The sequence below is a fragment of the Geothrix sp. 21YS21S-4 genome, from assembly GCF_030845995.1.
In the GTDB taxonomy this organism is placed as follows: domain Bacteria; phylum Acidobacteriota; class Holophagae; order Holophagales; family Holophagaceae; genus Geothrix.
The window spans coordinates 1,578,588-1,601,331 of the sequence record NZ_CP132719.1 but is presented as its reverse complement, the minus strand read 5'-3'; the positions used below and the strand labels follow the sequence as shown (position 1 = coordinate 1,601,331).

At 63.8% G+C, this 22,744-nt stretch carries 20 protein-coding genes and 3 tRNA genes; 15 read left to right on the top strand and 8 right to left on the bottom strand.

Features of this window, described 5'->3' with window-relative positions:
- Positions 1-39: 39 nt before the first annotated feature.
- On the bottom strand, positions 40-1,725 hold the full coding sequence (locus RAH39_RS07280) for a two-component system sensor histidine kinase NtrB (protein WP_306589417.1): 1,686 nt from the start codon (positions 1,723-1,725) through the stop codon (positions 40-42).
- A 36-nt stretch (positions 1,726-1,761) separates the two neighbouring features.
- On the opposite strand from RAH39_RS07280, the gene RAH39_RS07275 reads away from it, so the two are divergent.
- From RAH39_RS07275 to amrB, 4 genes are all read left to right on the top strand, one after another.
- Positions 1,762-2,196: a Fur family transcriptional regulator gene (locus RAH39_RS07275; protein WP_306589416.1), complete on the top strand. Its 435-nt coding sequence runs from the start codon at positions 1,762-1,764 to the stop codon at positions 2,194-2,196.
- A gap of 36 nt (positions 2,197-2,232) precedes the next feature.
- Positions 2,233-2,307 (top strand) — tRNA-Gly (locus RAH39_RS07270).
- A gap of 55 nt (positions 2,308-2,362) precedes the next feature.
- A tRNA-Cys gene (locus tag RAH39_RS07265) sits at positions 2,363-2,437 on the top strand.
- A gap of 218 nt (positions 2,438-2,655) precedes the next feature.
- Entirely contained in the window at positions 2,656-3,675 is a 1,020-nt protein-coding gene (gene amrB / locus RAH39_RS07260) for an AmmeMemoRadiSam system protein B (protein WP_306589415.1), read from the top strand.
- On the opposite strand, the gene RAH39_RS07255 is transcribed toward amrB, so the two are convergent.
- From RAH39_RS07255 to RAH39_RS07240, 4 genes are all read right to left on the bottom strand, one after another.
- On the bottom strand, positions 3,676-4,203 hold the full coding sequence (locus RAH39_RS07255; protein WP_306589414.1) for a hypothetical protein: 528 nt from the start codon (positions 4,201-4,203) through the stop codon (positions 3,676-3,678).
- A gap of 35 nt (positions 4,204-4,238) precedes the next feature.
- Entirely contained in the window at positions 4,239-5,345 is a 1,107-nt protein-coding gene (gene mnmA, locus RAH39_RS07250) for a tRNA 2-thiouridine(34) synthase MnmA (RefSeq protein WP_373467353.1), read from the bottom strand.
- A gap of 38 nt (positions 5,346-5,383) precedes the next feature.
- The gene (locus RAH39_RS07245; RefSeq protein WP_306589412.1) at positions 5,384-7,615 is read right to left on the bottom strand and encodes an LptF/LptG family permease; all 2,232 of its coding nucleotides are present in this window, start codon (positions 7,613-7,615) and stop codon (positions 5,384-5,386) included.
- 74 nt (positions 7,616-7,689) lie between these two features.
- The gene (locus RAH39_RS07240; RefSeq protein ID WP_306589411.1) at positions 7,690-8,676 is read right to left on the bottom strand and encodes a KpsF/GutQ family sugar-phosphate isomerase; all 987 of its coding nucleotides are present in this window, start codon (positions 8,674-8,676) and stop codon (positions 7,690-7,692) included.
- Between the two features lie 36 nt (positions 8,677-8,712).
- Between RAH39_RS07240 and RAH39_RS07235 the strand changes: the two genes are divergently transcribed.
- The 4 genes from RAH39_RS07235 to RAH39_RS07220 all read left to right on the top strand — a co-directional run bounded on the left by RAH39_RS07235 (position 8,713) and on the right by RAH39_RS07220 (position 11,374).
- Positions 8,713-9,333: an LON peptidase substrate-binding domain-containing protein gene (locus tag RAH39_RS07235; RefSeq protein ID WP_306589410.1), complete on the top strand. Its 621-nt coding sequence runs from the start codon at positions 8,713-8,715 to the stop codon at positions 9,331-9,333.
- Between the two features lie 97 nt (positions 9,334-9,430).
- Positions 9,431-9,506 (top strand) — tRNA-Ile (locus RAH39_RS07230).
- 256 nt (positions 9,507-9,762) lie between these two features.
- Entirely contained in the window at positions 9,763-10,458 is a 696-nt protein-coding gene (locus RAH39_RS07225; protein ID WP_306589409.1) for a DUF3223 domain-containing protein, read from the top strand.
- Between the two features lie 154 nt (positions 10,459-10,612).
- Positions 10,613-11,374, top strand: a complete 762-nt coding sequence (locus RAH39_RS07220) for a DUF4238 domain-containing protein (RefSeq protein WP_306589408.1) — start codon at positions 10,613-10,615, stop codon at positions 11,372-11,374.
- 90 nt (positions 11,375-11,464) lie between these two features.
- Here the strand turns inward: RAH39_RS07220 and RAH39_RS07215 are convergent, their stop codons facing one another.
- On the bottom strand, positions 11,465-11,626 hold the full coding sequence (locus RAH39_RS07215) for a hypothetical protein (RefSeq protein WP_306589407.1): 162 nt from the start codon (positions 11,624-11,626) through the stop codon (positions 11,465-11,467).
- A 226-nt stretch (positions 11,627-11,852) separates the two neighbouring features.
- Here RAH39_RS07215 and RAH39_RS07210 point away from each other — a divergent pair, with 226 nt between their 5' ends.
- Together RAH39_RS07210 and RAH39_RS07205 are read left to right on the top strand one after the other, a co-directional pair.
- Complete coding sequence (locus RAH39_RS07210) at positions 11,853-12,167, top strand: DUF1153 domain-containing protein (RefSeq protein ID WP_373467319.1); 315 nt, start codon at positions 11,853-11,855, stop codon at positions 12,165-12,167.
- Positions 12,168-12,581: 414 nt separating this feature from the next.
- Entirely contained in the window at positions 12,582-12,986 is a 405-nt protein-coding gene (locus tag RAH39_RS07205; RefSeq protein WP_373467318.1) for an integrase core domain-containing protein, read from the top strand.
- A 136-nt stretch (positions 12,987-13,122) separates the two neighbouring features.
- Here the strand turns inward: RAH39_RS07205 and RAH39_RS07200 are convergent, their stop codons facing one another.
- Positions 13,123-13,827, bottom strand: a complete 705-nt coding sequence (locus tag RAH39_RS07200) for a hypothetical protein (RefSeq protein ID WP_306589404.1) — start codon at positions 13,825-13,827, stop codon at positions 13,123-13,125.
- A 498-nt stretch (positions 13,828-14,325) separates the two neighbouring features.
- A complete protein-coding gene (locus tag RAH39_RS07195; RefSeq protein WP_306589403.1) occupies positions 14,326-15,042 on the bottom strand; it encodes a FadR/GntR family transcriptional regulator in 717 nt (238 codons plus the stop codon).
- A 160-nt stretch (positions 15,043-15,202) separates the two neighbouring features.
- On the opposite strand from RAH39_RS07195, the gene RAH39_RS07190 reads away from it, so the two are divergent.
- The 5 genes from RAH39_RS07190 to RAH39_RS07170 all read left to right on the top strand — a co-directional run bounded on the left by RAH39_RS07190 (position 15,203) and on the right by RAH39_RS07170 (position 22,742).
- On the top strand, positions 15,203-16,969 hold the full coding sequence (locus tag RAH39_RS07190; protein ID WP_306589402.1) for an L-lactate permease: 1,767 nt from the start codon (positions 15,203-15,205) through the stop codon (positions 16,967-16,969).
- Between the two features lie 93 nt (positions 16,970-17,062).
- Positions 17,063-19,921 (top strand): FAD-binding and (Fe-S)-binding domain-containing protein, encoded by a 2,859-nt coding sequence (locus RAH39_RS07185; RefSeq protein WP_306589401.1) that lies wholly within the window; start codon positions 17,063-17,065, stop codon positions 19,919-19,921.
- Positions 19,918-20,664: a (Fe-S)-binding protein gene (locus tag RAH39_RS07180; RefSeq protein WP_306589400.1), complete on the top strand. Its 747-nt coding sequence runs from the start codon at positions 19,918-19,920 to the stop codon at positions 20,662-20,664. Before RAH39_RS07185 ends, RAH39_RS07180 begins: the two co-directional genes overlap by 4 nt.
- Positions 20,654-22,087, top strand: a complete 1,434-nt coding sequence (locus RAH39_RS07175) for a LutB/LldF family L-lactate oxidation iron-sulfur protein (RefSeq protein ID WP_306589399.1) — start codon at positions 20,654-20,656, stop codon at positions 22,085-22,087. The genes RAH39_RS07180 and RAH39_RS07175 overlap by 11 nt, the downstream gene beginning before the upstream one ends.
- The gene (locus tag RAH39_RS07170) at positions 22,080-22,742 is read left to right on the top strand and encodes a LutC/YkgG family protein (RefSeq protein WP_306589398.1); all 663 of its coding nucleotides are present in this window, start codon (positions 22,080-22,082) and stop codon (positions 22,740-22,742) included. The genes RAH39_RS07175 and RAH39_RS07170 overlap by 8 nt, the downstream gene beginning before the upstream one ends.
- Positions 22,743-22,744 lie beyond the last annotated feature (2 nt).

Sequence of the window (22,744 nt, the reverse complement as noted above, 5' to 3'; positions counted from 1 at the left end):
GGGTGTGTGCTGATTGGATGCTGGAAGACTGCCGGAAGTTTACTGTGAATCTCTAGGATCCGCCAGGGTCTCCTCGGAGATCGCGCCGGGCATGATGATCTGGACCCGCGTGCCCTTTTCCGGCCGGCTGTCCACGGCGATGCGCCAGCCCATGGCCTCCGTGAACTTGTAGACCAGGCTCATTCCGAGCCCAGAGCCTTCCTCGAAGCTGCCCGCGAAAGGGACGAACAGGCGGTCGAGCTGTTCCCGCGTCATCCCGCACCCGTTGTCGGCCACGGTGATGCGAAGGGCGCCTTCCCTCAAGCTGGCCGTCAGGCTGACCTGGGGCTCCTTCCGTCCCTGCACGGCTTTTCGGGCATTGCTGAGGAGGTTCATCAGCACCCGGTGGAGGCCCAGGGGATCCGCCCACAGAAAAGCCTTCGGCGGAGGATGGATGACCAACGAGAGCCCCTCCGCGCGGGGATCCATCTCCCAGCTGGCCCGGGCCTCCTCCAGCACCTTCGCCAGGGACAACCGGACGCCCGGAGGGGCCTCGGGGCGGGCGAAATCGAGGAAATCCGAGACGATGGCCCCTACCCGGTGGGTCTCCCGCTCAAGGATGCCGAGAACCCGCTCCTGGACGTCCGGGGGCCCCTCCCGCTGACGGAGGAGCTGGACGCATCCGCTGATGGAGGCCAGGGGATTCCGCAGCTCGTGGGCCAAGCCCGCGGTGAGCTGGCCGATGGCGGCGAGGCGTTCGCTGATGCGCGTCCGCTCCTCCAGCGCCTTGAGTTCCGTGAGGTCCTGGAACAGCAGGAGCTGGCCCGATTCCCTCCCATCCGCTCCCCGAAGCGAGGTGAGGTGGCCGCCCAGGATGCGCTGGCCGCGGCCCTCCAGGACCACCACCCGCTCGAAGCGGTGCTCCCATCCGTGCTGGGCGGGCAGGGGATCTCCCCCTGGCAGGAAGGACTGGAGGGGCGCGCCCAGGGAGACGGCCCGCCCCAGAATGGCCTCGGCCGCGGGATTGGCGGAGGTGATCCGTCCCGCCGGATCCAGGGTGATCAAGCCCGAGGACATGGAATCCACCACCCGGCGATGGAGCGCCGCCAGTTCGTCCACCGTGGCTTCGCTGGCGCTGAGATCCGTCCGGAGGCGCTCCAGGTTGCGCCGGATGAGCACCACCACGAGCGTCGTCGCAAAGATCTGGAGCGAGGCGATGCCCAGGAGGAAGGCCAGCCGGGCACCTTCGGGCGCGGCGCCCTCCCCCGACAGGCCGAAGGGGGGGAGAAGGCCGCTCGCAAAGGCCGACACCAGGAGGATGTGGGAGGAGGAGGACAACACGCCCACCCACACGATCTCCACGGTGCCCAGGTAGAACGCCGACGCCAGCACCGGAAAGATGTACAGCGTGGAAAGGCGCTCCTGCATCACGCCCTGGAAGGCGAGGACGAGGGCCACCAGAAGCAGGTCCAGCGCCAGATTCCAGCGGATCCACACGAGGGCGGGAGTCGGGAAGAGCGCCTCGTGTTGCCGCAGCCCCCGGCCGCATTCCCAGGCGGCTTCGGCGAACAGCAGGCCCAGGCTCGCCAGGTAGATGCCCTCTCCCGGCCCCGCGGCGCGGCCCTCTTCGGGCAGGGCTAGATGCAGAATGAGCAGGCCGAAGCTGGCGAACAGCCGGAAGGCGAGGGGAAGGAAAGGCGGACTGGAATCCGGCCCACCCAGACGGCCCAATGTGCGCTGGAGCATAGGCCCCAGAATGCCCGAATCTGCCATGCTAAAGCCATGTCGGACCAAGCCACCGCACCCACTCCTTCCCTGCGCGCCGCGGGGATGCGGCAGACTCCCCAGCGGGAAGGCATCCTTCGCGTGCTGAAGGATTCGGACCGGCCCCTCACGGTGGAGGAGATCTGGGAGCGGATGCCGGAGCGGCGGTCGGGGTTGCCCACCGTCTACCGGAACCTGGAGCGCTTCGTAAGCGAAGGTTGGGCCGAGAGCATCGTCGGTCCCGACCAGGTGATGCGCTTCGTCCGCTGCGATTCGCGCCATCACCACCACCACCTTCAATGCGAGCGGTGCGGCCGCACCACCGAGGTGGACGGCTGCGGCATCGACGCCTCCCTTACGGAGCTGGAACGCCTTTCCGGGTTCCGCGTCACGCGCCATCAACTCATGCTGTTCGGCGTGTGTCCCACCTGCCGGTCCGAAAAAGACCGTTGACCGAATCGCGCACCACCGCTAGTCTTGAGGTCTCACGCGGGTGTAACTCAGTGGTAGAGTGCAACCTTGCCAAGGTTGAAGTCGTGGGTTCAAATCCCATCACCCGCTCCACTCACCGGGCCGCGAAAGCGGCCCGCATTGTTTGAACGCTCCACCGCAAGACCAAGGCGCCGTAGCCAAGTGGTAAGGCCCGGGACTGCAAATCCTGTATCCATCGGTTCGATTCCGATCGGCGCCTCCAGACGAAGCCCCCGCGAGGGGGCTTTTTCGCGTCGGTCGGAATTGAATCGCGGCAGGCACGCAGGTGGTCCGGCGCACCGCGTGTTTCTGGAGGTGCTACGTTGGCGCCGGAGCCCTCCGCCTATGTCCCTGGTCCCGGCTGTCCTCGCGTCCTGCTTCCTATTCGCGTGTTGCGCTTCTGCTCAAGCGCCGCCGAGCCTGGAGGAAGTCCGGAAGGGAATGGGGATTCCTTCGCGCGGCGACGTGCGCGGCCAGCGGGACGCGGTGGGATTCGCGTCTCGTGCCGAAACGATGGCCAAGGTGTGGGACCTCTCCGCGCTGCCGCCGGAACCGGAGGTCTTCGGCCCTCCGCCATCGCCCGGCGTGGCGGGAGTGATCTGCCCGCACGACGACTACGTGTACGCGGGTCGGGTCTACCGCCGGATCCTCCCCCTGGTGACGGCCCGAACCATCGTTTTGGTGGGCGTCTTCCACAAGTACCGCAAGTTCGGGGCGAAGGACGCGCTGGTGTTCGACCCCTACCGTTCCTGGCGCTCGCCCGATGGGGAGATCCCCGTGTCGGGCCTTCGAGAGGAGTTGCTCGCCCGCCTCCCTCCCGCGGATGTCCTCCGGAGCGCCGCCATGTACGACAGCGAGCATTCCGTGGAAGCCATCGCCTATTGGCTGAAGCATCAGAATCCGGAAGTCGAGATCATTCCGATCCTGGTGCCTTCCGCGTCGTTCCCCCGGTTCCAGGACATGGCCTCCCACCTGGGAAAGGCTCTCGCCGACGCGATGGCCGTCCGGAAGTGGCGCCTGGGGAAGGACGTCGCGGTGGTCATCTCTTCCGACGGCATCCACTACGGCGCGGACTTCAAGTACACGCCGCACGGGCTGGGTGGGGTCGCGGCCTACACGGCGGCGGTGGCGAAGGACCGGAGCTTGTTGACGGGACCTCTGGCGGGGCCGGTGTCCTCCGACAAGGCCCGGGCATTCTTCGAAGCGGTGGTCAACCCCGAGAGCCCGGACGAGTACCGGATGCCCTGGTGCGGGCGCTTCTCCATTCCGTTCGGCCTCCTGCTGCTGGGCGAAGCGGCTCGGAACCTGGGCCTGCCCGCGCCGGTGGGACGGCCCGTGGCGTTCGGAACGTCCATCGGCTTTCCGCAGCTCCCTGTCGGAGATCTCGGCCTCGGCGTCACCGCGGAGGCCAACCTCTACCACTTCGTGAGCTATCCGGCCGTTGCGTACGCGCTTCCGTGATCAGTTCCGGGCGCGGAGGCCGAGGATGATCCCCAGCGCCAAGGACCACAGCGCGGCCAACCCCACCTGATAGTCCGCGGGCAGGCTGAAGGTCAGGGTGTGCGCCGGGATCCAGAACCACAGGAGGGTCCACAGGGCGGGCGCCATCCCGTCGAAGCCCCGCCGCCGGAGGATCAGGTTGTCCTCCACGCGGTGGAACAGCATCATCTGCGGACCGAAAAACACATTCGTGAGGGTGGAGAGCGCCAGCGCCCAGCCGAAGCCCGCGCCGAGGAAGGCGGGAAGGACGTGATGGTCTACCAGCGCCCGGGTGAACCCCTTCATTCCCACGAAACCGGCCTTGATGACCAAGCCCAGGACCGCCCACGCGATGGCCTTGGCGAGGAGCTGGGGAAAGGTGCAGGGCAGGGAGGGCCGGCGGTTCCGCAGGCTGGCGGCCACCGCCTCGCCCAGGGTCCCGAGGATGGCGAACTGAAGGGCCGCGGAAAGGAAGGGATGGGCCTGAACCCAGAGGCGATAGCTGTCCATCCTGGAAGGCTATCGGCGCGAGTTGCGGGCGAGGGTCACAGGGAGCCGGAACGCCCGTCGATCCATCCGCCGCCCAACACTTCTCCGTCCCGGTAGAAAACCACGGCTTGGCCCGCGGCGATGGCTCGCTGGGGTTCCGCGAACGCCACCTTCACCCGCCCGTCCGGCAGGGGAATCACCACGGCCTCGGCTTCCGGGGATCGGCTGCGGATCCGCGCCTCGCAGACGAGGGGGCCCTCCGGCGCTTCAGTCACCCAGCTCAGTTCCCGGGCCACCAGGTCGCGGGTGAACAGATCTGCCTCCACGCCCACCCAGACGGTGTTGGTCGCGGGGTCCAGGCGGACGACATACAGCGGTTCCGCATAGGCCACACCCAGCCCCCGGCGCTGGCCCACCGTGTGCCGCCAGTAGCCCCGGTGGCGGCCGAGGATGCGGCCATCCAGGTGGCGGATGTCGCCGCTTCCAGTTGCCGGAGCACAGCCTTCCTCTTCCAGAAAGGCGTCGTAGCGATCCTGGGTGACGAAGCAGATCTCCTGGCTTTCGGGCTTTTCCGCCAAATGCAGCCCCAACTCGGCGCCCAGCAGCCGGACCTCCGGCTTGGTGAGAGAGGCCAAGGGAAAGAGCGTCCGGGCCAGGGTCGCCTGGGTGTGGTGGAACAAAAAGTAGCTCTGATCCTTGGCGGGATCCGAAGCCTTGTGGAGATGCCAATACCCCTGGGATTGGCGGATGGACGCGTAGTGGCCCGTCGCCACGAAGGGAGCCTCCAACGCCTCGGCCCGCTCCATTACGGCGGAGAACTTGAGATATTGATTGCAGCGAATGCAAGGACTGGGGGTTTCCCCATCCAGGTAGCCCTGGATGAAGCCTTGAATCACCGTCTCGCGAAAACGCTCCTCGAAGTTCATCACGTAGTGGGCGAACCCACGTTCATGAGCCACTCGCCGGGCATCCTGGAAATCATCCAATGTGCAGCACTTGCCATCCGAAGCTTGAACGGTCTTCTTGTCGAACAACTGCATGGAAACGCCGATGACCTCATAACCGGCGTGTTGCAGGAGCGCCGCCATCACGGAACTGTCCACGCCGCCGGACATGGCGGCCAGTACGCGGTTCCCCGGGCGTAGCGTGGGATGTTTCCGCAAGGGGGCGAGGGCGGTCTCCAGGAGGAGGGAACACACGGCTAGGTCTTCAGGCGGCGCAAGCGCAGCAGAGAGATCGACAATAGGAAGAGAAGGGGAGCGGCGGCTCCCCAGTAGGCGGGGATCTCGGCGGCTCGGGCCGCGCCCCCGAACAGGGTCTGCAGACCGAGGTAGACCAACCCCGCCACCAGTCCCGCGCCCAGGGCCTGACCTCGTCCCTGCCGCGGGCCGGGAAAGGCGAAGGAAAGCATGGCCACGACGAGGCAGGGGCCCGCCAGCCAGCCGAGCAGTCGGCTCCACAGCATGTAGGCGCGCTGAGGATCGGGCGCCCACCGCTGCCAATGGAAGAGATCCGTGGTGCGGGATTCCTCGGCCGAGGCGGATTCCCTGAGGGCCTCCGCGGGGAAGAGGCGATCCGCCGCGGGCCCCTGGACCAGTCCGAGCCCCCCCCAGGCCAAGGCTTCGGAATAGGGAGCGCCCAGGCGCCAATGGAGCAGGATCGGGGCCTCGCCGGCGGCTTTGAGTGGAAACCCCCACCGCTGATCGGCTTGCAGATGCCACAGGACCCCGGTGGAGCCCAGGTGAAGCCAGGGATGGGCCGAAGATTGGATTTCAGACCGATTGAGAATTCTTCGGTAAAGCTTGTTGGCGTGATTCATGGCGATGGGCGCCACCCAGATCTGAAGCACCATCGTGAGCAGCGTGACCACTCCCCAGGCATAGCGGCTGCTCCATAGCCAGCGGAGAAGGCTGACGCCTCCCGCTCGCATGGCGAGCCATTCCCGGCTGAGAGCCGCCTCCGAGAGGGAGAGGAGGGTTCCCAGCAGGAAGGCCATGGGTAGCGCAACTACTAGGAAGGGGGGGAGGTTCCAGAACCAATAACGAACAAAGACATGAAGATGCACGCCGTTCTTAGATAGATCTCCAGCGAGGGTGGCGTATTCCACCAGGAGATTCAATACCAGCAGGCTGCCCAGGGTGGACATCCAGTTGCGCCACCAGGCCAGGCTCGACCAGTGGCGGAGAATGCCGTGCTGGGTCCCCTTGCCGTGGATCCAGCAGAGGAAATTGGCCTTCACTTTTGCTACTCCGCCAAAGATCGGGGCAAAGCGCGTGCGAAACGGCCCGAGAAGGGGCGAGAGGTTTCGTCCGAAGCGACTGGGATGGTGGGGTTTCAGCCGCTGACGAAGGACCAGCCATCCGGCGATGAGAAATGGGAAGGGAACGAGAAGAAGGGGCACAACCGTTTTCAATTTTTGAGCCAACCACATGTTTTCAAAGTATTTCATCATCAAGTAGTAGACGACGATAACCAGCATGCTCTTCAGAATAGCCCCTCCCCGATAGAAGCGGGGATGTCCGAACCCAAGGCCGATGCCCAGAAGAAGGAGAGCCACAGCGGCAATGGGGAGCGTGGTGCGCCGGCATACCTCGATCAAGGCGAGGATCTGGCGTTCACGAGCTTCGGGTGTGTCGGCTGGGGCTTCCCGCGCCTGTTTCAACAGGGCGAAGGTCCCCTCGTAGCGGAGGGGCGTGGGCGGCAACAGGCGGGTGGCCGAAGGAACCGGGAACCTCAGAACCTGTTTTTCCTGATGGAGGTGGATCACGCTGCCCGTTCCGGCGGTCTGATAGAGAACCCCCTGGATCCCGGACAGGTGGAGTTGCAGCTCCGAGGAGGCGTCCGCTTTGGCTTCCACCGCGTAGGTCATGGTGGCGGCCGTCAGGTGCTGCACCTCCTGAGGGGTGGACTCCATGATGTGGATCTGGCCTTCCGGCGACACCCAGAACGCGGATTGGGGGGCACTGGGAGGGAACCAGGGTGGGGCGCCCGGCCGAAGGAAGCGGGCCTGCGCCTCTTGCGTCATCCGGATCCGGAGGTGCTGCTGGACTCGCGCCGCAGCCGGCACCACCAGGTGGGCGTTCAAAGTGGCCAGGACCAGGAGGGCTCCGGCGAGGAAGCCCCAAGGGGCCAGCCAGGTTCGCCGACCAGCGCCAAGCCCCTGGGCCGCCACCAATTCAGAGCCTTCCATCAACTGCTGGGTGCCCATCAGCCCCCCGAGCACCGCGGCCATGGGAAGGACCATCCCCAGGATTTCCGGCAAGGAGGTCAGCAGCAGCGGCAGTAGCCAGCGGAGCGGCGCCCCCTCGGAAAAGATCTCCTTGGCGATGGCCACCATCTCGTTGGCCAGGAGAAGAAGGCCGTAGAAGAGGAGGGCTCCCAGGAGGGGAAAGCTCCATCGGCGGAGGACGTAGCGGGTCAGAACTGAAGGCACGAGAGGTCCAAATTTAACTTTCGATAATGTATATTATGTAACATCAAAAACAAGCCTCGAACAAAGAAAGGATCTTACAAGACCTTTGCTGCCAACAGATCGTGGATGTGGATCACGCCGCATGGACGGCCCTCCCGCTCCACCATCAGAAAGGTGATCTTCCGGGCCTCCATGTCGGCGGCAGCCTCGATGGCGAGGGCGCGATCGCTGATCTGGATCGGGCGGCGAGTCATGATCTGGCCCGCCCGGAGCTCCAGGGGGTTCCGACCTTCCCACTCCGCGGCCTCCAGAGCGCGGCGGATATCGCCGTCGGTGATGAGACCGTGCAACTCAGGCCCCTCCATTACGCTCGTCATCCCCAGCCGGCCTCCCGTCATGGCTTTGAGGACGACGGTGAGGCTGGCGGAAGGAGCGACCATCGGCCACGATTTGTGCATCAAATCTTTTACTTTCATTAGTTTTGCACCGAGACTTCCAGCGGGATGATTGAGCGCGAAGTGGTCCCGAGTGAAGCCCCGGCGCGCCATCAGGTTGGCGGCGAGGAGATCTCCCCACACCAGTTGCAGGGTCGTGCTGGCCATGGGTGCCAAGTCCAAGGGACATCCCTCGCCCAAGGGGAGGCGGTAGGCGAAGGTCCATTGAGCTGCCTGCCCCAGGCTGCTCTCGGGCTTCGAGGTGATGGCCGCGAGGGGGATTCCCAGGCGGAGGAGACTCGGCAGCAACCGGACGACCTCTTCGCTTTCCCCGCTGTTGGAGAGCGCCAGGACCGAGTCCTCCCGCGTGACCATGCCCACGTCGCCGTGGAGGGCTTCGGCCGGATGCAGGAAGAAGCTGGGGCAGCCCGTGGAGGCGAGGGTCGCCGCCACTTTCTGGGCGACGAGGCCCGACTTCCCCATGCCGGTGAGCACCACCCGGCCGGGGCGCCCCATGATCGCGGCGCACCACGCATCGACCTGGAGGGGATCCCAGGTCTCCCGCAGATCCGCGAGCCCTTCGCGCGCGGCGTCCAGCACGGCCTCTCCGGCCCTTCCCGCTCCAGCGGCCTCGTTCTCATCCTTCACGGTTCCGACTCCGATGCGATGGCCAGCAAGGTGTTCATGCTACCAGCCATTCTTCCTCTCTTTCCCCTGCCCCATGTGGTGCTGTTCCCTCAGACTTACCTTCCCCTGCACATCTTCGAGCCGCGCTATCAGGAGATGACGGTGGAAGTGCTGAATGGGCACCACCACTTCGTCCTGGTGCTCATGCGGGAAACCCCGGACGCGGGACCCTTCGGAGAAAGGGCTTCCACCTTCGACGTGGGCTGTCTCGCGGAGGTGGTGAAAGCCGAGCCACTCACGGGTGGGCGCTGGAACCTTCTCGTGCAAGGTAAGGAAACAGTGAGGATCCTGGATGAAGCCCCCGGCAAGAGCTTCCGCCAGGCCCGGACGGAGCGGTTGACTTTCGATCCCTCCGTGCTGTGGCCGGGGCCGCACCGCCGCCGGTTGATGGATTCCCTTCACGCCTACGCGGCGTCGGAGGGGATTGAGGCCCAGCTCAAGGAGCTTTTGGATCTTCCCCTGGAGGATGCCGCGCGCCTGAACACCCTGGCCATGGCCCTCGATTTCGAACCGACGGAACGCCAATTCCTGCTGGAGGCGCCCGACCTGCCTTCCCTCGCGGAGCGCATGATCCAGCTCCTCGATTTCGCGCAAGGCGGCCGCTCCCTTCGCAGCTAGTCCCTGTCTTCGGATTCTCAAGGGATAGTGGGCCTTTCCCTTTAAGGACGGATCCGGTGTGATCCGGAGCGCCGCGGCATGTGGCTAAACTGGCCCCGGCCCTGTAGCTCAGCGGTCAGAGCTGGCGGCTCATAACCGCTTGGTCGTGGGTTCGAACCCCACCGGGGCCACCAAGTCAACATCCCGTGACATCCGACAACATCCAAAAAGCCTAGAAAACACTGAAGTGTGACCCGATTGATGATCCCATGGGGTCCGATCGGAAGAAGCCCGCTACTCCAGGAGAGCTTAAAGCACGCCTTGAGGCTCAGATCCCCTCCGAAATACGTCATAGGCTGATGGTCCATGTCCTGGATGTAAGCCTGAAGGCGACCTCAGGCCCCCACGTACCACTTGAACAGAGTTAGACCGACAAGGAGCACCAATCCAATGCCGTATCTGGTCGCAGAGGAACTTTTCGCAACCAAAGAGGCCATTACAGCACGATGCCGAGAGATCCTTAGAGCAACACCTGATGCAACGTTCGTTGCAGATGACCCTGTTCCATTTCTCATGACACTATTCCAATACCATGATGAATGGCTGGAAAAATCAAGCGGAGGTGTAACAGGGATTTCCACTCAGACAACGATTCAAGGGACTCGCTGCTTTGTTCTTCAGAAATCGACTGGTGATCGGATCGATATTTCCTTTGCTCATGCAATTCGTCTTGTTCCTAACTCGACAACAATGGCCCTTCTCCCGCAAGCGTTGCGCGATTTTCGTAATGCCGCGCGCGAGGCAGTTAATCCTCAGATTTATGAGTTCCGTGACCGAGAGCTTCGGCAGCCCCTGATCTGCCCGTACACTAATGAAATCATCACTCGCCAAAATTACGCAGTAGACCACACTCCCCCGCAGACCTTTGATAGACTCCTCTTTGATTTCTGCCTAAATAACCAGATCAATCCTTTGAATGTTCGAATCGGCTCACAAGGTGGCACAGTTGCAGTAATCGAAGACCAATCCATCCTCTCCTCCTGGCAATCTCACCACCGCATTTTTGCTCAGCTTCGACTGATTTCTCGGATTGGTAATCTTCAATTGCCGAAGGTCTCCCATCCATGGGCACAGCTATGGCGATGAACAAAGTCCCTTGGATCTGCATTCAGGGCCTTACACCCCGCTCAACGCGAACCCCGACTTCATCACTTTCCGCTCTCTTAACGTTTTGCCTTATCGACTGCGCTTATCACCTCGGTGCTGGCGGGGCCGGGTTGATTCCTTCGTTAGGACTTTCGTGAAACCCGAGCCGACCCAAAAGGGAAATCCACATCATCTGGTAGTACGACAGCATGTATTTCCGGTTGCTAGCCTCGATCGCTTTTCAAATAAAGATGGCAGGCTTCATGTGCGATTAATTACTTCAAAAAAATATTTACATCTAGAGTCAAGTCACTCTCTTTTTTGTGCAGAACGGGCTTGGGATGAACGCGCAGAAAAAGGGTATATGAGAGGGATTGAAGACGAATTTCAGGACTTAGCTCGTGAAGTGATCTTTTCGCGTCAGGGCTCCCTTGATGAGAATACGTCTTTGGTGGCAACTCGATTTTTTGCCCTGTGGAAATGCCGAGCCCATTTTAAGAAGGACCCTTTACCAGACGTGAAATTGAATGCACTAGGAGTTGAAAGGGAATTGACCAAAGATGAGGAAGAATGTTTGGAGAAGAATGGCTATGTCTTCGCAAGGTCGAATTTAACGATCGCAGGGCGACAAATGACAGGAATTCAAATTCAAACTCACATTGATCGTATTTGTGACCATCTAGAAAGTTATCAATGGATGATTGTTCGGGCTGATGCCGGTGAATTCATTGTGCCTGATTCACCACCAGAAGAACCATTTATCCCACTGAACCCGCAGATTGCATTAGTTGGCAATTCAAAATTATCAAAAATTTCCAAGATAGCCCTCGGAAAAATCAACAAACACCTTCACTCTTCATGTCACCGCTATTATTTAGGCCGTGATCTACAGGTTTGTCCAATTGCACCTAAATGAAACGAAGGGCCACCCACTCAAAATATGAGTGGGTGGCCCTTCTCAAGGAGGAGCCCAGGTAACCTTGTAAGTCGTTAATTTATTGGGCAATCAATCTTTCAGACGAATGGCGATGTAGCAGACACCGCCATTCCAAGAAAGAAGCTCCTCTCCACAATCGCACTCGATGCTGTCGCGATCACGGAATGGAAGATCCTTTTTTACGACTTCATACTTTGCACTGCAAGCACCACAGGTCATAATTTCCGGCATGCGTTCCTCCTGCATGAAGATTATTACAAAATCGAGTTGATTTCAGACATTACTGCGTCCTCTCTCCGTCGGCCATCACGAGTTCTCAACCCGACTGCCCAACCTCTGTTCGACTCTCCCCATGCATGTATGGCATACCTTCCTTCTCACCTCTCGCTTCTCGGTTTCGCCTGTCATGTAATGACCCACTGAAAAGCTGCTCAGGAGATACTCCAAAGGAGACCCCATGAGTGGAGCAATGGAAGACGAGATCAAACGATGGACGGCACGCCGGAAGGCGGCGCTGGTGATGGAGATCATCCAGGGGAAGACGACGGTGGCGGAAACCAGCCGGGCCTTCGACCTTCCGCCCTCGGAGATCGAGGGCTGGATCGAGGATGGCAAGCGCGGGATGGAGAACGCCCTCCGGGCCAAGCCCCTGGACGTGAAGGAGCAGTACGAGCGGCAGCTCAAGGGCCTCCAGGAGGCTTATGGCGAGGCGATGCTGGAGCTGCGCGCCCGAAAAAAAGCAGCGTCCCTGCTGGGCGCGGACGAGAGGTGATCGCCTCGGTCCGGCAGGGACTGAAAGACGAGGGGCTCTCCGTCCCGCTCAGCCGCCTGTGCGAATGGTTCGAGGTGCCGCGGCGGACGATGTACTACCGGCCCCGGAGGAAGCCACCCGTCCTTCAGGACCGATTCGTCCAGCCGATCAAGGCGCTCATCGAGCGGGAGCCCTCCTACGGCTACCGCACCGTGGCCCACCTCCTGGGCTTCAACAAGAACACCGTCCAGCGGGTGTTCCAGCAAATGGGATGGCAGGTCCGGAAACGCGCCGTGGGATTCCGGCCTCGCGTGGAGGTCAAGCCCTCCATTGCCGCCGCGCCCGACCAGCGCTGGGCCACGGACCTCTGCCGGATCTGGACCGGACGGATGGGCCGTCCTCGCCCTCGTCATCGACTGCTGCACCCGGGAGCTGTTGGGCTGGCACCTCTCCCGCTCCGGCAAGTCCAGGACCGCCGAGGCCGCCCTGGAGCAGGCCCTCCTCACCCGATACGGCACCCTGGGCCGAGTCGCTGACCCCTTCCTCCTGCGCTCGGACAACGGCCTCGTGTTCACCTCCCGCAGCTACACCGCCCTGGTCCGCAGTTACGGCCTGCGCCAGGAATTCATCACCCCCCACACCCCCGAGCAGAATGGCCTCTGCGAGCGCGTCATCCGCACCCTCAAGGAGCAGTGCGTCCACCGCCACCGATTCGAAACCCTCCAGAACGCCTCCCGCGTCGTCGGCGACTGGATTCATTTCTACAATCACCAAAGGCCCCACCAGGCCCTCGGCATGAACACCCCCCGTCAGACCTACCTGCTTAACAACCCATCCTGAGCAGCTTTCGATGGGTCATTACACTACCAATGGGGGCGTAATTCATCACAGCAGAGTTTCAAATACTTTCAGGCGATTCCCCACCGGGGGTGAGCGAATTAAGCGTGTCCCGAAAGAAATTCAGGGCTAACCGGAGTCACACCGTAACAGATGCTGGGTGATCGTTGTCGGCCGGTCCAGACTTCTGTAGAGCCAAGATAAAGGCCTCCATCTTCGAGCCCAGCTGGTTTAACCGACGACTGATTGCCCGATAGGGACACCAGAAGAGCTTTGGTTGCCCGTGTCTTCCTACCAGCCGGATGCCGAAGCCGAAGGTCTTCCACCGGTAAGGATTCCTGCAACTGATCAGCGAAAAGCATTGGCCCATGGGAAGGTCGTACAGATCATCCAAGAACTCCAGCTGTCCCATTCGGGCGGCGACCTTTTCTTCATCAATATGTAGGCGCCCCTTTCGAGCAGACGTGACCTCTGGCCATCCCGTTTCAGAAGGAAAGAGGGCCGGTTCCGCGCCAATTCGGTTCCGCGCCATCCATCCGATACGTAGGGGGCGAAGCACAGACCAATAAGCGTCCAGAATTTCCTGCCCCATACCTTCGATGAAGGTCGGCAGACGCTCGTAGGGGATCTTCAAAAGGGTCTCATGGACTTCTGGTTCGCCTTTCACCCGTCGGGTGCGATGGACATCCATGACCTTAGTCACCTGGCCAAAGTGGAAGGTGTAGTGGTAGTGGGATTTCTTGGGGTTGAAGGTAATCTTGTCGCCCAGGAAGGCCAGGACTGCACCACCCAGATCGAGCTTCTTCAGGCCGTGGGGTAGTGGTGAATCGCCGTTTGTAGCCATCCGGTCTCCTCTACCTTTCCAGCCCGCAATCCGGTAGGACTCTCTTCACGATTCTCGGCCTTGTCCCCATTACGCGCAATTCGGAGGGTTGCGTATGCCTTCCCGGAGAGGATCTTTGTGGGGAAGTTGTGATGTCTGCATGGTAGGAGGAGGGCAGGACGGTGGGTGGGCGGCTAGGCACAGGCACCGGATCCCCCGAATAGCTGGGCGAGGGCACGCAGACCAGAGCGCTCTCGATCATAAGATTCCCACCCCGTACCACCACGGTGCAGGCAGCGTCCACCGCTTCGTCGACTGGGACCCGTTCTTCATCCACGGTAGGGCGGCTCGGTCCCGTTTTTGGAGATGGGCGATGGCTAACCTGTAGCGACGGGGGCAGATTTGGGGGCAACACGCCATCATGTATTGATTTAACTTATTTATCTACACTACTTTGAATTTGCTATTTAGTAGCCACCGGGCCACTGCCGGGCGTGGGAAACACGCTCGGCAGTCGCACTAAACGATCCACTTCCTCAGCTCGTTCTCCGCGAAGATCAGGTGCGCCAGCATGGCCTGGGACGCGGCTTCGGACGAGCGGGAGCGGATGGCTTCGAAGATCTCGGAATGCTGGTCGATGATCAGCTGGGCGTTCTCGACGTTGTCGTGGTACAGCTGGCGCCGGGCGACGGAGTTGGCTTTGGCGAACTCCTCGGAGACGGTCTTGAACAGCTTGATGAGCAGGCTGTTGTGGGTGGCTTCCGCAACGGCGTAATGGAAGGCGGCGTCGAATTCCTCGCCCTTTTCCGGATCCTGCACGTTCAGCCGGTCCTGCATGTTCTCCAGCATGGCTTTGATCTGGTCCAGCTCCTCCTCGGTGCCGCGTTCGGCGGCAAGGCGGGCGGTGGCGGTCTCGAAGATGCGGCGCATCTCGAACATGTCGAGGAGCGAGTTCCGCTCCACCGCAAGGAACATGGCCAGCGGACGGATGATGTCGTCGGTCTCGGTGCCGCGCACGAAGGTGCCTTCGCCGGGGCGGATGTCGATGACGCCCAGCATCTCCAGCGTGCGGATCGCCTCCCGCACGGAGGCGCGACTCACTTGAAACTGTTCCGCCAAATCTCTCTCGGCGAGCAACTTGTCACCGGGCTTCAACTTGCCGTCGGTGATGAGCTGCTTGATCTGCTCCACGATTTCCTCGTAGAGGCGCCTGGTTTTGATGGGTGCGAACTCCATGCATCACACTCTAACTGATGAAATAACTGAGATATGAAAGATGTGACCAAATGCGTCTGGTCAGCATATGGTCTGACCACTAGACCCATTGTAATCTTCCCCCAGGTTCTTTTCCCAAACCACCTCTTCATCACCTTCCTACCACCCATCTGGAGGCCTCATGACCCCGTGGACCCAAGTCTATTCCCCCGTGATGGGGAATATTTTCCTATCGGCATTGGTCGCCGCGTTACCGGTCTTCGTCTTGTTGGGATTCCTGGCGAAGCACGTGAAGGCGCACTACTCCGCGATCCTGGGCCTCATCACCTGCGCCCTGGTGGCGATCCTGGTCTACCGCATGCCCGTTCCCATGGTGGGCATGGCCGCCGTCCACGGCGCTCTGTTCGGCCTGCTGCCCATCGGCTGGATCGTGCTGAACGCGATCTTCATCTACGACATCACCGTGAAGTCGGGCGATTTCGAGGTGGTGAAGCACTCCATCGCCGGGCTCGCCGGTGACCGCCGCATCCAGGCCCTGCTGATCGCCTTCAGCTTCGGCGCCTTCATCGAGGGCGCCGCCGGATTCGGCACCCCCGTGGCGATCTCCGCGGCCATGCTGATCGGCCTCGGTTTCCGTCCCCTCCAGGCCGCCGGTCTGGCCCTCATCGGCAACACCGCCCCCGTGGCCTACGGCGCTCTCGGCAGCCCGCTGATCGCCCTCGCCGGCGTCACCGGCCTGCCCCTGGACATGCTGAGCGCCGCTGCCGGCCGCATCCTGCCCATCTTCTCCCTGATCGTGCCCTTCTGGATCATTTGGACCATGGCCGGCCGCAAGGCGATGATGGAAGTCTGGCCTGCCTGCCTCGTGGCCGGTGGCAGCTTCGCCATCACCCAGTTCCTGGTGAGCAACTTCCACGGCCCCTGGCTCGTGGACATCATCGGCGCCATCGTCTCCATGCTGGCCCTGGTCTTCTTCCTGAAGATCTGGCAGCCCAAGACCCTCTGGCGCTATGAGCACGAGCGCGAGGAAGACGTGAAGGTGGTCAAGGTCGAGCAGCCCACCGGCAAGGTCGTGAAGGCCTGGATGCCCTGGGTGTTCCTGTCCCTCTTCGTGTTCGCCTGGGGCACCCCTCAGGTCAAGACCTTCCTGAACGGCGGCACCAAGGACAAGCCGAACTTCCTCTACGGCTACACCGTCAAGAACTTCGAGATCCCCATCCTCCACAAGAACGTCATCAAGGCTCCCCCCGTCGTCGCCAAGCCCTCCGCTGAAGCCGCCGTGTGGACCTTCAACTGGCTCTCCCTCACCGGCACCAGCCTCCTGCTGGCCGGCATCTGCAGCGGCCTCCTCGTCGGCTTCGGCCCCATGGAACTGCTCAAGATCTTTGGCAACACCGTCAAGCGCGTGAAGATCTCCCTGCTCACCATCGCCGCCATGCTGGCCCTGGGCTTCGTGTCCAAGTCCGCCGGCCTGGACGCCACCATGGGCCTCGCGTTCGCCAGCACCGGCGCCCTGTTCCCCTTCTTCAGCGCCATGCTGGGCTGGCTGGGCGTGGCCCTGACGGGCAGCGACACCTCCGCGAACGTGCTGTTCGGCGGCCTCCAGAAGATCACCGCCCAGCAGCTGGGCCTGAACCCCATCATCACCGCCGCGGCCAACACCACCGGCGGCGTCATGGGCAAGATGATCGACGCCCAGAGCCTCGTGGTGGCTTCCGTGGCCACCAACCAGCAGGGCGAGGAAGGCACCATCCTGCGCTACGTGTTCTTCCACAGCCTGTCGCTGGCCGCCATGGTCGGCGTGGTGGTCTTCCTCTACGCGAAGGTCCTCCCCGCCCACTGGATGCCCCAGCTTCCGCCCGCCGCCCCCGCGGTGGCCACGGTTCCCGCTCCCGCCGTCCCCGGCGCTCCGGCGACCGCCCTGCCCGCCCCCGCTCCGGCCAAGTAGCCCGGCGGACTTTCGACGCATAATCTGGGTCCCGCCGACTACCCCCCGTCGGCGGGACCTTTTGCCGCCCCGCAAGGGGGAGAGGACGTCTTTATGACCACCGCCGCCATCTCCGCATCCCTGAGGGACTCCCTCGTCTCCATCGTGGGTCCCGACCGCGTGCTCGACCGGCCGGTGGATCTGATCGCCTTCGCCTCCGACGCCAGCTTCTACCGCCTCATCCCCAAAGCCGTGGTCTTCGCCGGCAGCGTGGAGGAGGTCCGGGCCCTGTTCAAGCTCAGCCGCGAGATCGGCGTCCCCATGACCTTCCGCGCCGCGGGCACCAGCCTGTCCGGCCAGTCGGTCTCCGACGGCATCCTGGTGGAAGTGGCGCGCAACTGGCGCGGCATCCAGGTGCTGGACGGCGGCGCGAAGGTCAAGGTGCAGCCGGGCGTCATCGGCGCCCACGTGAACTACGCCCTCCGCCCCTACCGCGCCAAGATGGGCCCCGATCCGGCGTCCATCAACACCTGCACCGTGGGCGGAATCCTATCCAACAATTCCAGCGGCATGTGCTGCGGCGTCAGCCAGAACGCCTACCACACGCTCGAATCCCTGACCTTCGTCCTCCCTTCCGGCACGGTGATCGACACCGCCGCCCCGGACGCGGACGCCAAGTTCCGCCAGGCGGAGCCCGCCCTCGCCGAGGGCCTGCTCAAGCTGAAGGCCGACATCGAGGCCAACCGTCCCCTGGCCGAGCGCATCCGCGCCAAGTACCGGATGAAGAACACCACCGGCTACTCCCTCAACGCCTTCATCGACTTCGAGCGGGCGGTGGACATCTTCCGGAACGTCCTGGTGGGTTCCGAAGGGACCCTCGCCTTCATCGCGGAAGCCGTCCTGAAGTCCGTGCCCGACCTTCCCGTGAAGGTGACCGGCTTCCTGATCTTCCCCGACCTGCACGCGGCCTGCGCCGCCATCATCCCCCTGCGCGACGCGGGCGCGGCGGCGCTCGAGCTGCTGGACCGCGCCTCCCTGCGCTCCGTGGAGAACCAGGCCGGCACCCCGCCCACCATCAAGACCCTCCCCGAGGGCGCTGCCGCGCTGCTGGTGGAATTCCACGGGAAGGACGAATCCGCCCGCGCCAGCCTGGAGAGCCTGGCCATGGCCGCGGCGGCGGACCTCACCCTGCTGGAGCCCGCCCGCTTCACCCACGATCCCGTCGAACAGGCCCTGATGTGGAAGATCCGCTCGGGCACCTTCCCCTCCGTGGGCGCCGTCCGCAAGCGCGGCACCACCGTCCTGATCGAGGACGTGGCCTTCCCGGTGGAGAAGCTGGCGGACGCCGCGGTGGACCTAACCAAGCTCTTCGCCAAGCACCGCTATGACGAAGCCATCCTGTTCGGCCACGCCAAGGATGGCAACCTCCACTTCGTGATCACCCAGTCGTTCAACGATCAGGCTGCCGTGGAGCGCTACTCCGCCCTGATCGACGACGTGGTGGAACTGGTGGTGAACAAGTACGACGGCGCCCTCAAGGCCGAGCACGGGACGGGCCGCAACATGGCGCCCTTCGTGGAAGCCGAGTGGGGCCCCGAGGCCAAGGGCGTGATGGAGAAGCTCAAGGCCCTGGTGGATCCCCTGTGCCTCCTGAACCCCGGCGTGATCATCAACTCCGACCCCAAGTGCCACCTGTCCGACCTCAAGCCCATGCCCGGCGTGGAGGAGGAAGTCGACAAGTGCATCGAGTGCGGCTACTGCGAGCCCAAGTGCCCCAGCCGCGAACTGACCCTCACGCCCCGCCAGCGCATCGTCGTCCGCCGCGAGATGGCCCGCCTGGAAGGGAATCGGGAGAACCCGGCGCTGCTGGAATCCCTGCAGGAGGCGTTCCCCTACATGGCGCTGGACACGTGCGCCGCGGACGGCCTCTGCGCCACGGCCTGCCCCGTGAGCATCGACACGGGCCAGCTCACGAAGCGCTTCCGCCGCGCCAGCCACACCCGCCGGGCCCAGAAGATCGCCCTCGCCGTGGCCCGCAACTTCGCCACGGTGGAGCCGGCCATGCGCCTGGCGCTGCGTTCCGGCCACATCATCCAGAGCGTGTTCGGTCCCAAGGCCATGCCCCTCATCACCCGGGCCATGAAGGTCTTCGGCGCCTCCCACCAGTGGAGCCCGGAGATGCCCAAGCCGGCGAAAGCCGCGCTGCCCGTCACCTCCGCCGTCAACGCCCAGGCCATCTATTTCCCCGCCTGCATCTCCCGGATGATGGGCCACCTGCCCGGCGAACCCGAGGACATGAGCCTCGTGGAGGCGCTGGTGAAGGTGTCCGAGCGGGCGGGCTACCCCGTCCACATCCCCTTCGACGTGGAAGGCACCTGCTGCGGCGTGCCCTTCAGCTCCAAGGGCTACGACGAGGCCCACCGCTACACCATCAACCACGCCATCGAGAAGTTCTGGGAATGGAGCCAGCAGGGCCGCCTGGCCATCGTGATGGACACCAGCCCCTGCACCTACGGCGTGGTCACCAGCCGCGCCTACCTGACGCCCGAAAACCAGGCCCGCTTCGACAAGCTGAAGATCCTCGACAGCACCACGTTCGCCAACGACATCCTGTTGCCCCGCCTCAAGGTCACGCGGAAGATCGGATCGGCTGTCCTACATCCGGTCTGCTCCGTCACCAAGCTGGGCCTCGTCCCCCAGCTTGAGAACGTGGCCAAGGCCTGCGCCGACAAGGTAACGGTTCCCCGAGACGCCGGGTGCTGCGGGTTCGCGGGCGACCGGGGCTTCACCCACGCCGAGCTGACGGCCTCGGCCACCAAGCACGAGGCCCGCGAAGTGAAAGCCCAGTCCTTCGACGGCTACTTCTCCAGCAGCCGCACCTGCGAAGTGGGCCTGACCCGCTCCACCGGCCAGGTCTACCGCAGCTTCCTCTACCTTCTCGAATCCGCTACCCGCCCGGAGGCCTCCAAGTGAACGGCGACAAGCCCAAGAAGGTCTACTTCTACGGCACCTGCCTCGTAGACCTGTTCTTCCCCGATGCCGGCATGGCCGGCATCCAGCTCCTGCGCCGGGCCGGCGTGGAGGTGATCTTCCCCGAAGGCCAGACCTGCTGCGGCCAGCCGGCCTTCAACTGCGGCTACTGGGAGGAGGCGCGGGATGTCGCCCGCGGCCAGGTCGCCCTCTTTCCCCAGGATCTGCCCGTGATCCTTCCTTCGGGAAGCTGCGCGGGAATGATGAAAGTCCATTACCCCGAGCTGTTCCACGGCCATCCCGAAGAGGCCCAGGTCCGGGCCTTCAGCGCCCGGGTGTACGAGCTGACCCAGTTCCTGGTGGACGTCCTGGACGTCCAGCTGAAGGATCTGGGCGAGCCGGTGAAGGTCACATGGCACAGCTCCTGCCACGCCGTGCGCGACCTGGGGCTGAAGGGTGAGCCGCAGGCCCTCATCGCCCAGCTCTCCAATGTGGAACTGGCGCCCCTGGCCCGGGAAAAGGAGTGCTGCGGATTCGGCGGCACCTTCGCGGTCCGCCAGCCCGAAGTGTCCGGCGCCATGGTCTGCGACAAGGCCGCGGACGCCGTCGCTACCGGCGCCTCCGTGGTGCTGTCGACGGACGGCGGTTGCCTCATGAACGTGGGCGGCGCGCTGGAGGCCCAGGACAGCAAGCTCCGCGTCCAGCACATCGCCGAATTCCTGTGGGAGCGCACCAGTGCACGCTGAGACCGAAGTCCACTTCCGCGAATCCGCTTCCAAGGCCCTCCTCGATCCCCAGCTGCGGGCCAATTTCCGCCGCGCCATGGACGGGCTCATGGCCAAGCGCCTCGCCCAGTTCCCCGATCCCCGCGACCTGCAGGATCTCCGCGACCTGGGCACGGCCATCCGCTCCCGCAGCCTCCTCCGGCTGCCGGATCTGCTGGAGCAGCTCGAAGCCAACTGCGCCAAGAACGGGATCAAGGTTCACTGGGCCGAGACCTGCGACCAGGCCAACGAGCTGATCCTCGGCCTGCTCAAGGCCCGCGGCGCGAAGACGCTGGTCAAGGGCAAGAGCATGGTCTCCGAGGAGATGCACCTCAACGCCTTCCTGGAATCCAAGGGCATCGAAGCCCTGGAATCCGACCTGGGCGAGTACATCATCCAGCTCGACGGCGAGACGCCGAGCCACATCATCATGCCCGCCATCCACAAGAACAAGGATCAGATCGCCCGGCAGTTCAGCCAGAAGATCAAGGATGCGAAGTACACCGAGGACGTGGACGAGCTCACCGCCATGGCCCGGCGCGTCCTGCGCCAGAAGTTCCTGGAGGCGGACGCGGGCCTGTCCGGCGTCAACTTCGCCGTGGCCGAAACGGGAACCCTCTGCCTCGTGGAGAACGAAGGCAACGGACGGATGAGCACCCACGTCCCGCCCCTCCACATCGCGGTCATGGGCCTGGAGAAGGTCGTCGCGCAGCTTGAGGACGTGGCGCCGCTCTACGCCCTCCTCACCCGCTCGGCCACCGGCCAGCCCGTGAGCACCTACTTCAACATGATCACAGGTCCCCGCGGCACGGGCGAGAAGGACGGTCCGCAGGAAGTCCACCTGGTCATCCTGGACAACGGCAGGTCCCGCATCTACGGCGATCCCCAGCTCCGCGCGACCCTGCGCTGCATCCGCTGCGGCGCCTGCATGAACCACTGCCCCATCTACACCCGCGTGGGTGGACACGCCTACGAGGCCGTCTACCCCGGTCCCATCGGGAAGATCCTCACGCCGCAGATGGAGGGCGTGGGCGTGCGCCACGACCTGCTCCACGGCTCCAGCCTCTGCGGGGCCTGCGCGGAAGTGTGCCCCGTGCAGATCCCCATCCCCGAGATCCTCGTGCGCCTCCGTCGGGAAGCCACCCACGAGGATGCCGCCTCCCAGGTGATGGGCAAGGGCACCGGCCGCACCGGCACGGAAGATCTGGCCTGGCGCCTGTGGGCCGGCGTCATCAAGCGCCCGGGGCTTTACCGCCTCGCCGCCTGGTTCGCCACGCGCTTCGGGAAGGCCCTTCCCGCCGGCGCCCCCCTGATCAAGAACTGGACCCGATCCCGCACCAAGCCCGTGCCCGCCCGCCGCTCCCTGCAGGAGCGCGTCCGCGCCGAGGGAGTTCCCCATGCCTGATTCCCGTTCCGCCATCCTGGGCCGCCTCCGCGTCGACAACGCCTCCGGCCCCCTGCCCGACCTCGACACCGCCGTCCTCGAACGCCGCCAGTGGCCGGCCGCCGAGCGCGCGGCTCGCCTTCGCAAGGGCATGGAAGCCGTCCACACCGAGTTCCTCGAAGCGGCGCCGAATACCTGGCCCGCGGTGGTCCGCGCCTTCTGCGACCGCGAGGGGCTCAAGAACCTGCTCTACGGCCCCGCCAGCGAGGACGGCGCGGCCCTTGCCGCCGCCTGGGCCCCCGACGGTCCGCAGCTCCTCGCCTACGACCGCCCGGTGGAGGCCTTCAAGCAGGAGCTGTTCACCTCGATCGAGGCGGGCTTCACCAGCACCGTGGGCGGCGTCGCCGAAACCGGCGGCCTGCTGCTGATGCCAGGCCCCGCCGAGCCGCGGCTCATGTCCCTCGTGCCGCCGATCCACATCGCCCTGCTGCGCGCCTCCACCATCCAGGACACCTTCTGGTCCGCCGTGAAGGCCCTGGGCTGGGGCCGCGCCCTGCCCCCCAACGCCCTGATGATCTCCGGCCCTAGCAAGACCGCCGACATCGAGCAGACCCTCGCGTACGGCGTCCACGGCCCCAAGCGCCTGATCGTCGTGCTGGTGGATGATCTGACGTAGAC

Bases quoted from the DNA above. Each gene is read 5' to 3' on its own strand.
- RAH39_RS07280 (WP_306589417.1), bottom strand. From the start codon at position 1,725: ATGCTCCAGCGCACATTGGGCCGTCTGGGTGGGCCGGATTCCAGTCCG.
- RAH39_RS07275 (WP_306589416.1), top strand. From the start codon at position 1,762: ATGTCGGACCAAGCCACCGCACCCACTCCTTCCCTGCGCGCCGCGGGG.
- amrB (WP_306589415.1), top strand. From the start codon at position 2,656: ATGGGGATTCCTTCGCGCGGCGACGTGCGCGGCCAGCGGGACGCGGTG.
- RAH39_RS07255 (WP_306589414.1), bottom strand. From the start codon at position 4,203: ATGGACAGCTATCGCCTCTGGGTTCAGGCCCATCCCTTCCTTTCCGCG.
- RAH39_RS07235 (WP_306589410.1), top strand. From the start codon at position 8,713: ATGCTACCAGCCATTCTTCCTCTCTTTCCCCTGCCCCATGTGGTGCTG.
- RAH39_RS07225 (WP_306589409.1), top strand. From the start codon at position 9,763: ATGCCGTATCTGGTCGCAGAGGAACTTTTCGCAACCAAAGAGGCCATT.
- RAH39_RS07215 (WP_306589407.1), bottom strand. From the start codon at position 11,626: ATGCCGGAAATTATGACCTGTGGTGCTTGCAGTGCAAAGTATGAAGTC.
- RAH39_RS07210 (WP_373467319.1), top strand. From the start codon at position 11,853: ATGAGTGGAGCAATGGAAGACGAGATCAAACGATGGACGGCACGCCGG.
- RAH39_RS07200 (WP_306589404.1), bottom strand. From the start codon at position 13,827: ATGGCTACAAACGGCGATTCACCACTACCCCACGGCCTGAAGAAGCTC.
- RAH39_RS07195 (WP_306589403.1), bottom strand. From the start codon at position 15,042: ATGGAGTTCGCACCCATCAAAACCAGGCGCCTCTACGAGGAAATCGTG.
- RAH39_RS07190 (WP_306589402.1), top strand. From the start codon at position 15,203: ATGACCCCGTGGACCCAAGTCTATTCCCCCGTGATGGGGAATATTTTC.
- RAH39_RS07185 (WP_306589401.1), top strand. From the start codon at position 17,063: ATGACCACCGCCGCCATCTCCGCATCCCTGAGGGACTCCCTCGTCTCC.
- RAH39_RS07170 (WP_306589398.1), top strand. From the start codon at position 22,080: ATGCCTGATTCCCGTTCCGCCATCCTGGGCCGCCTCCGCGTCGACAAC.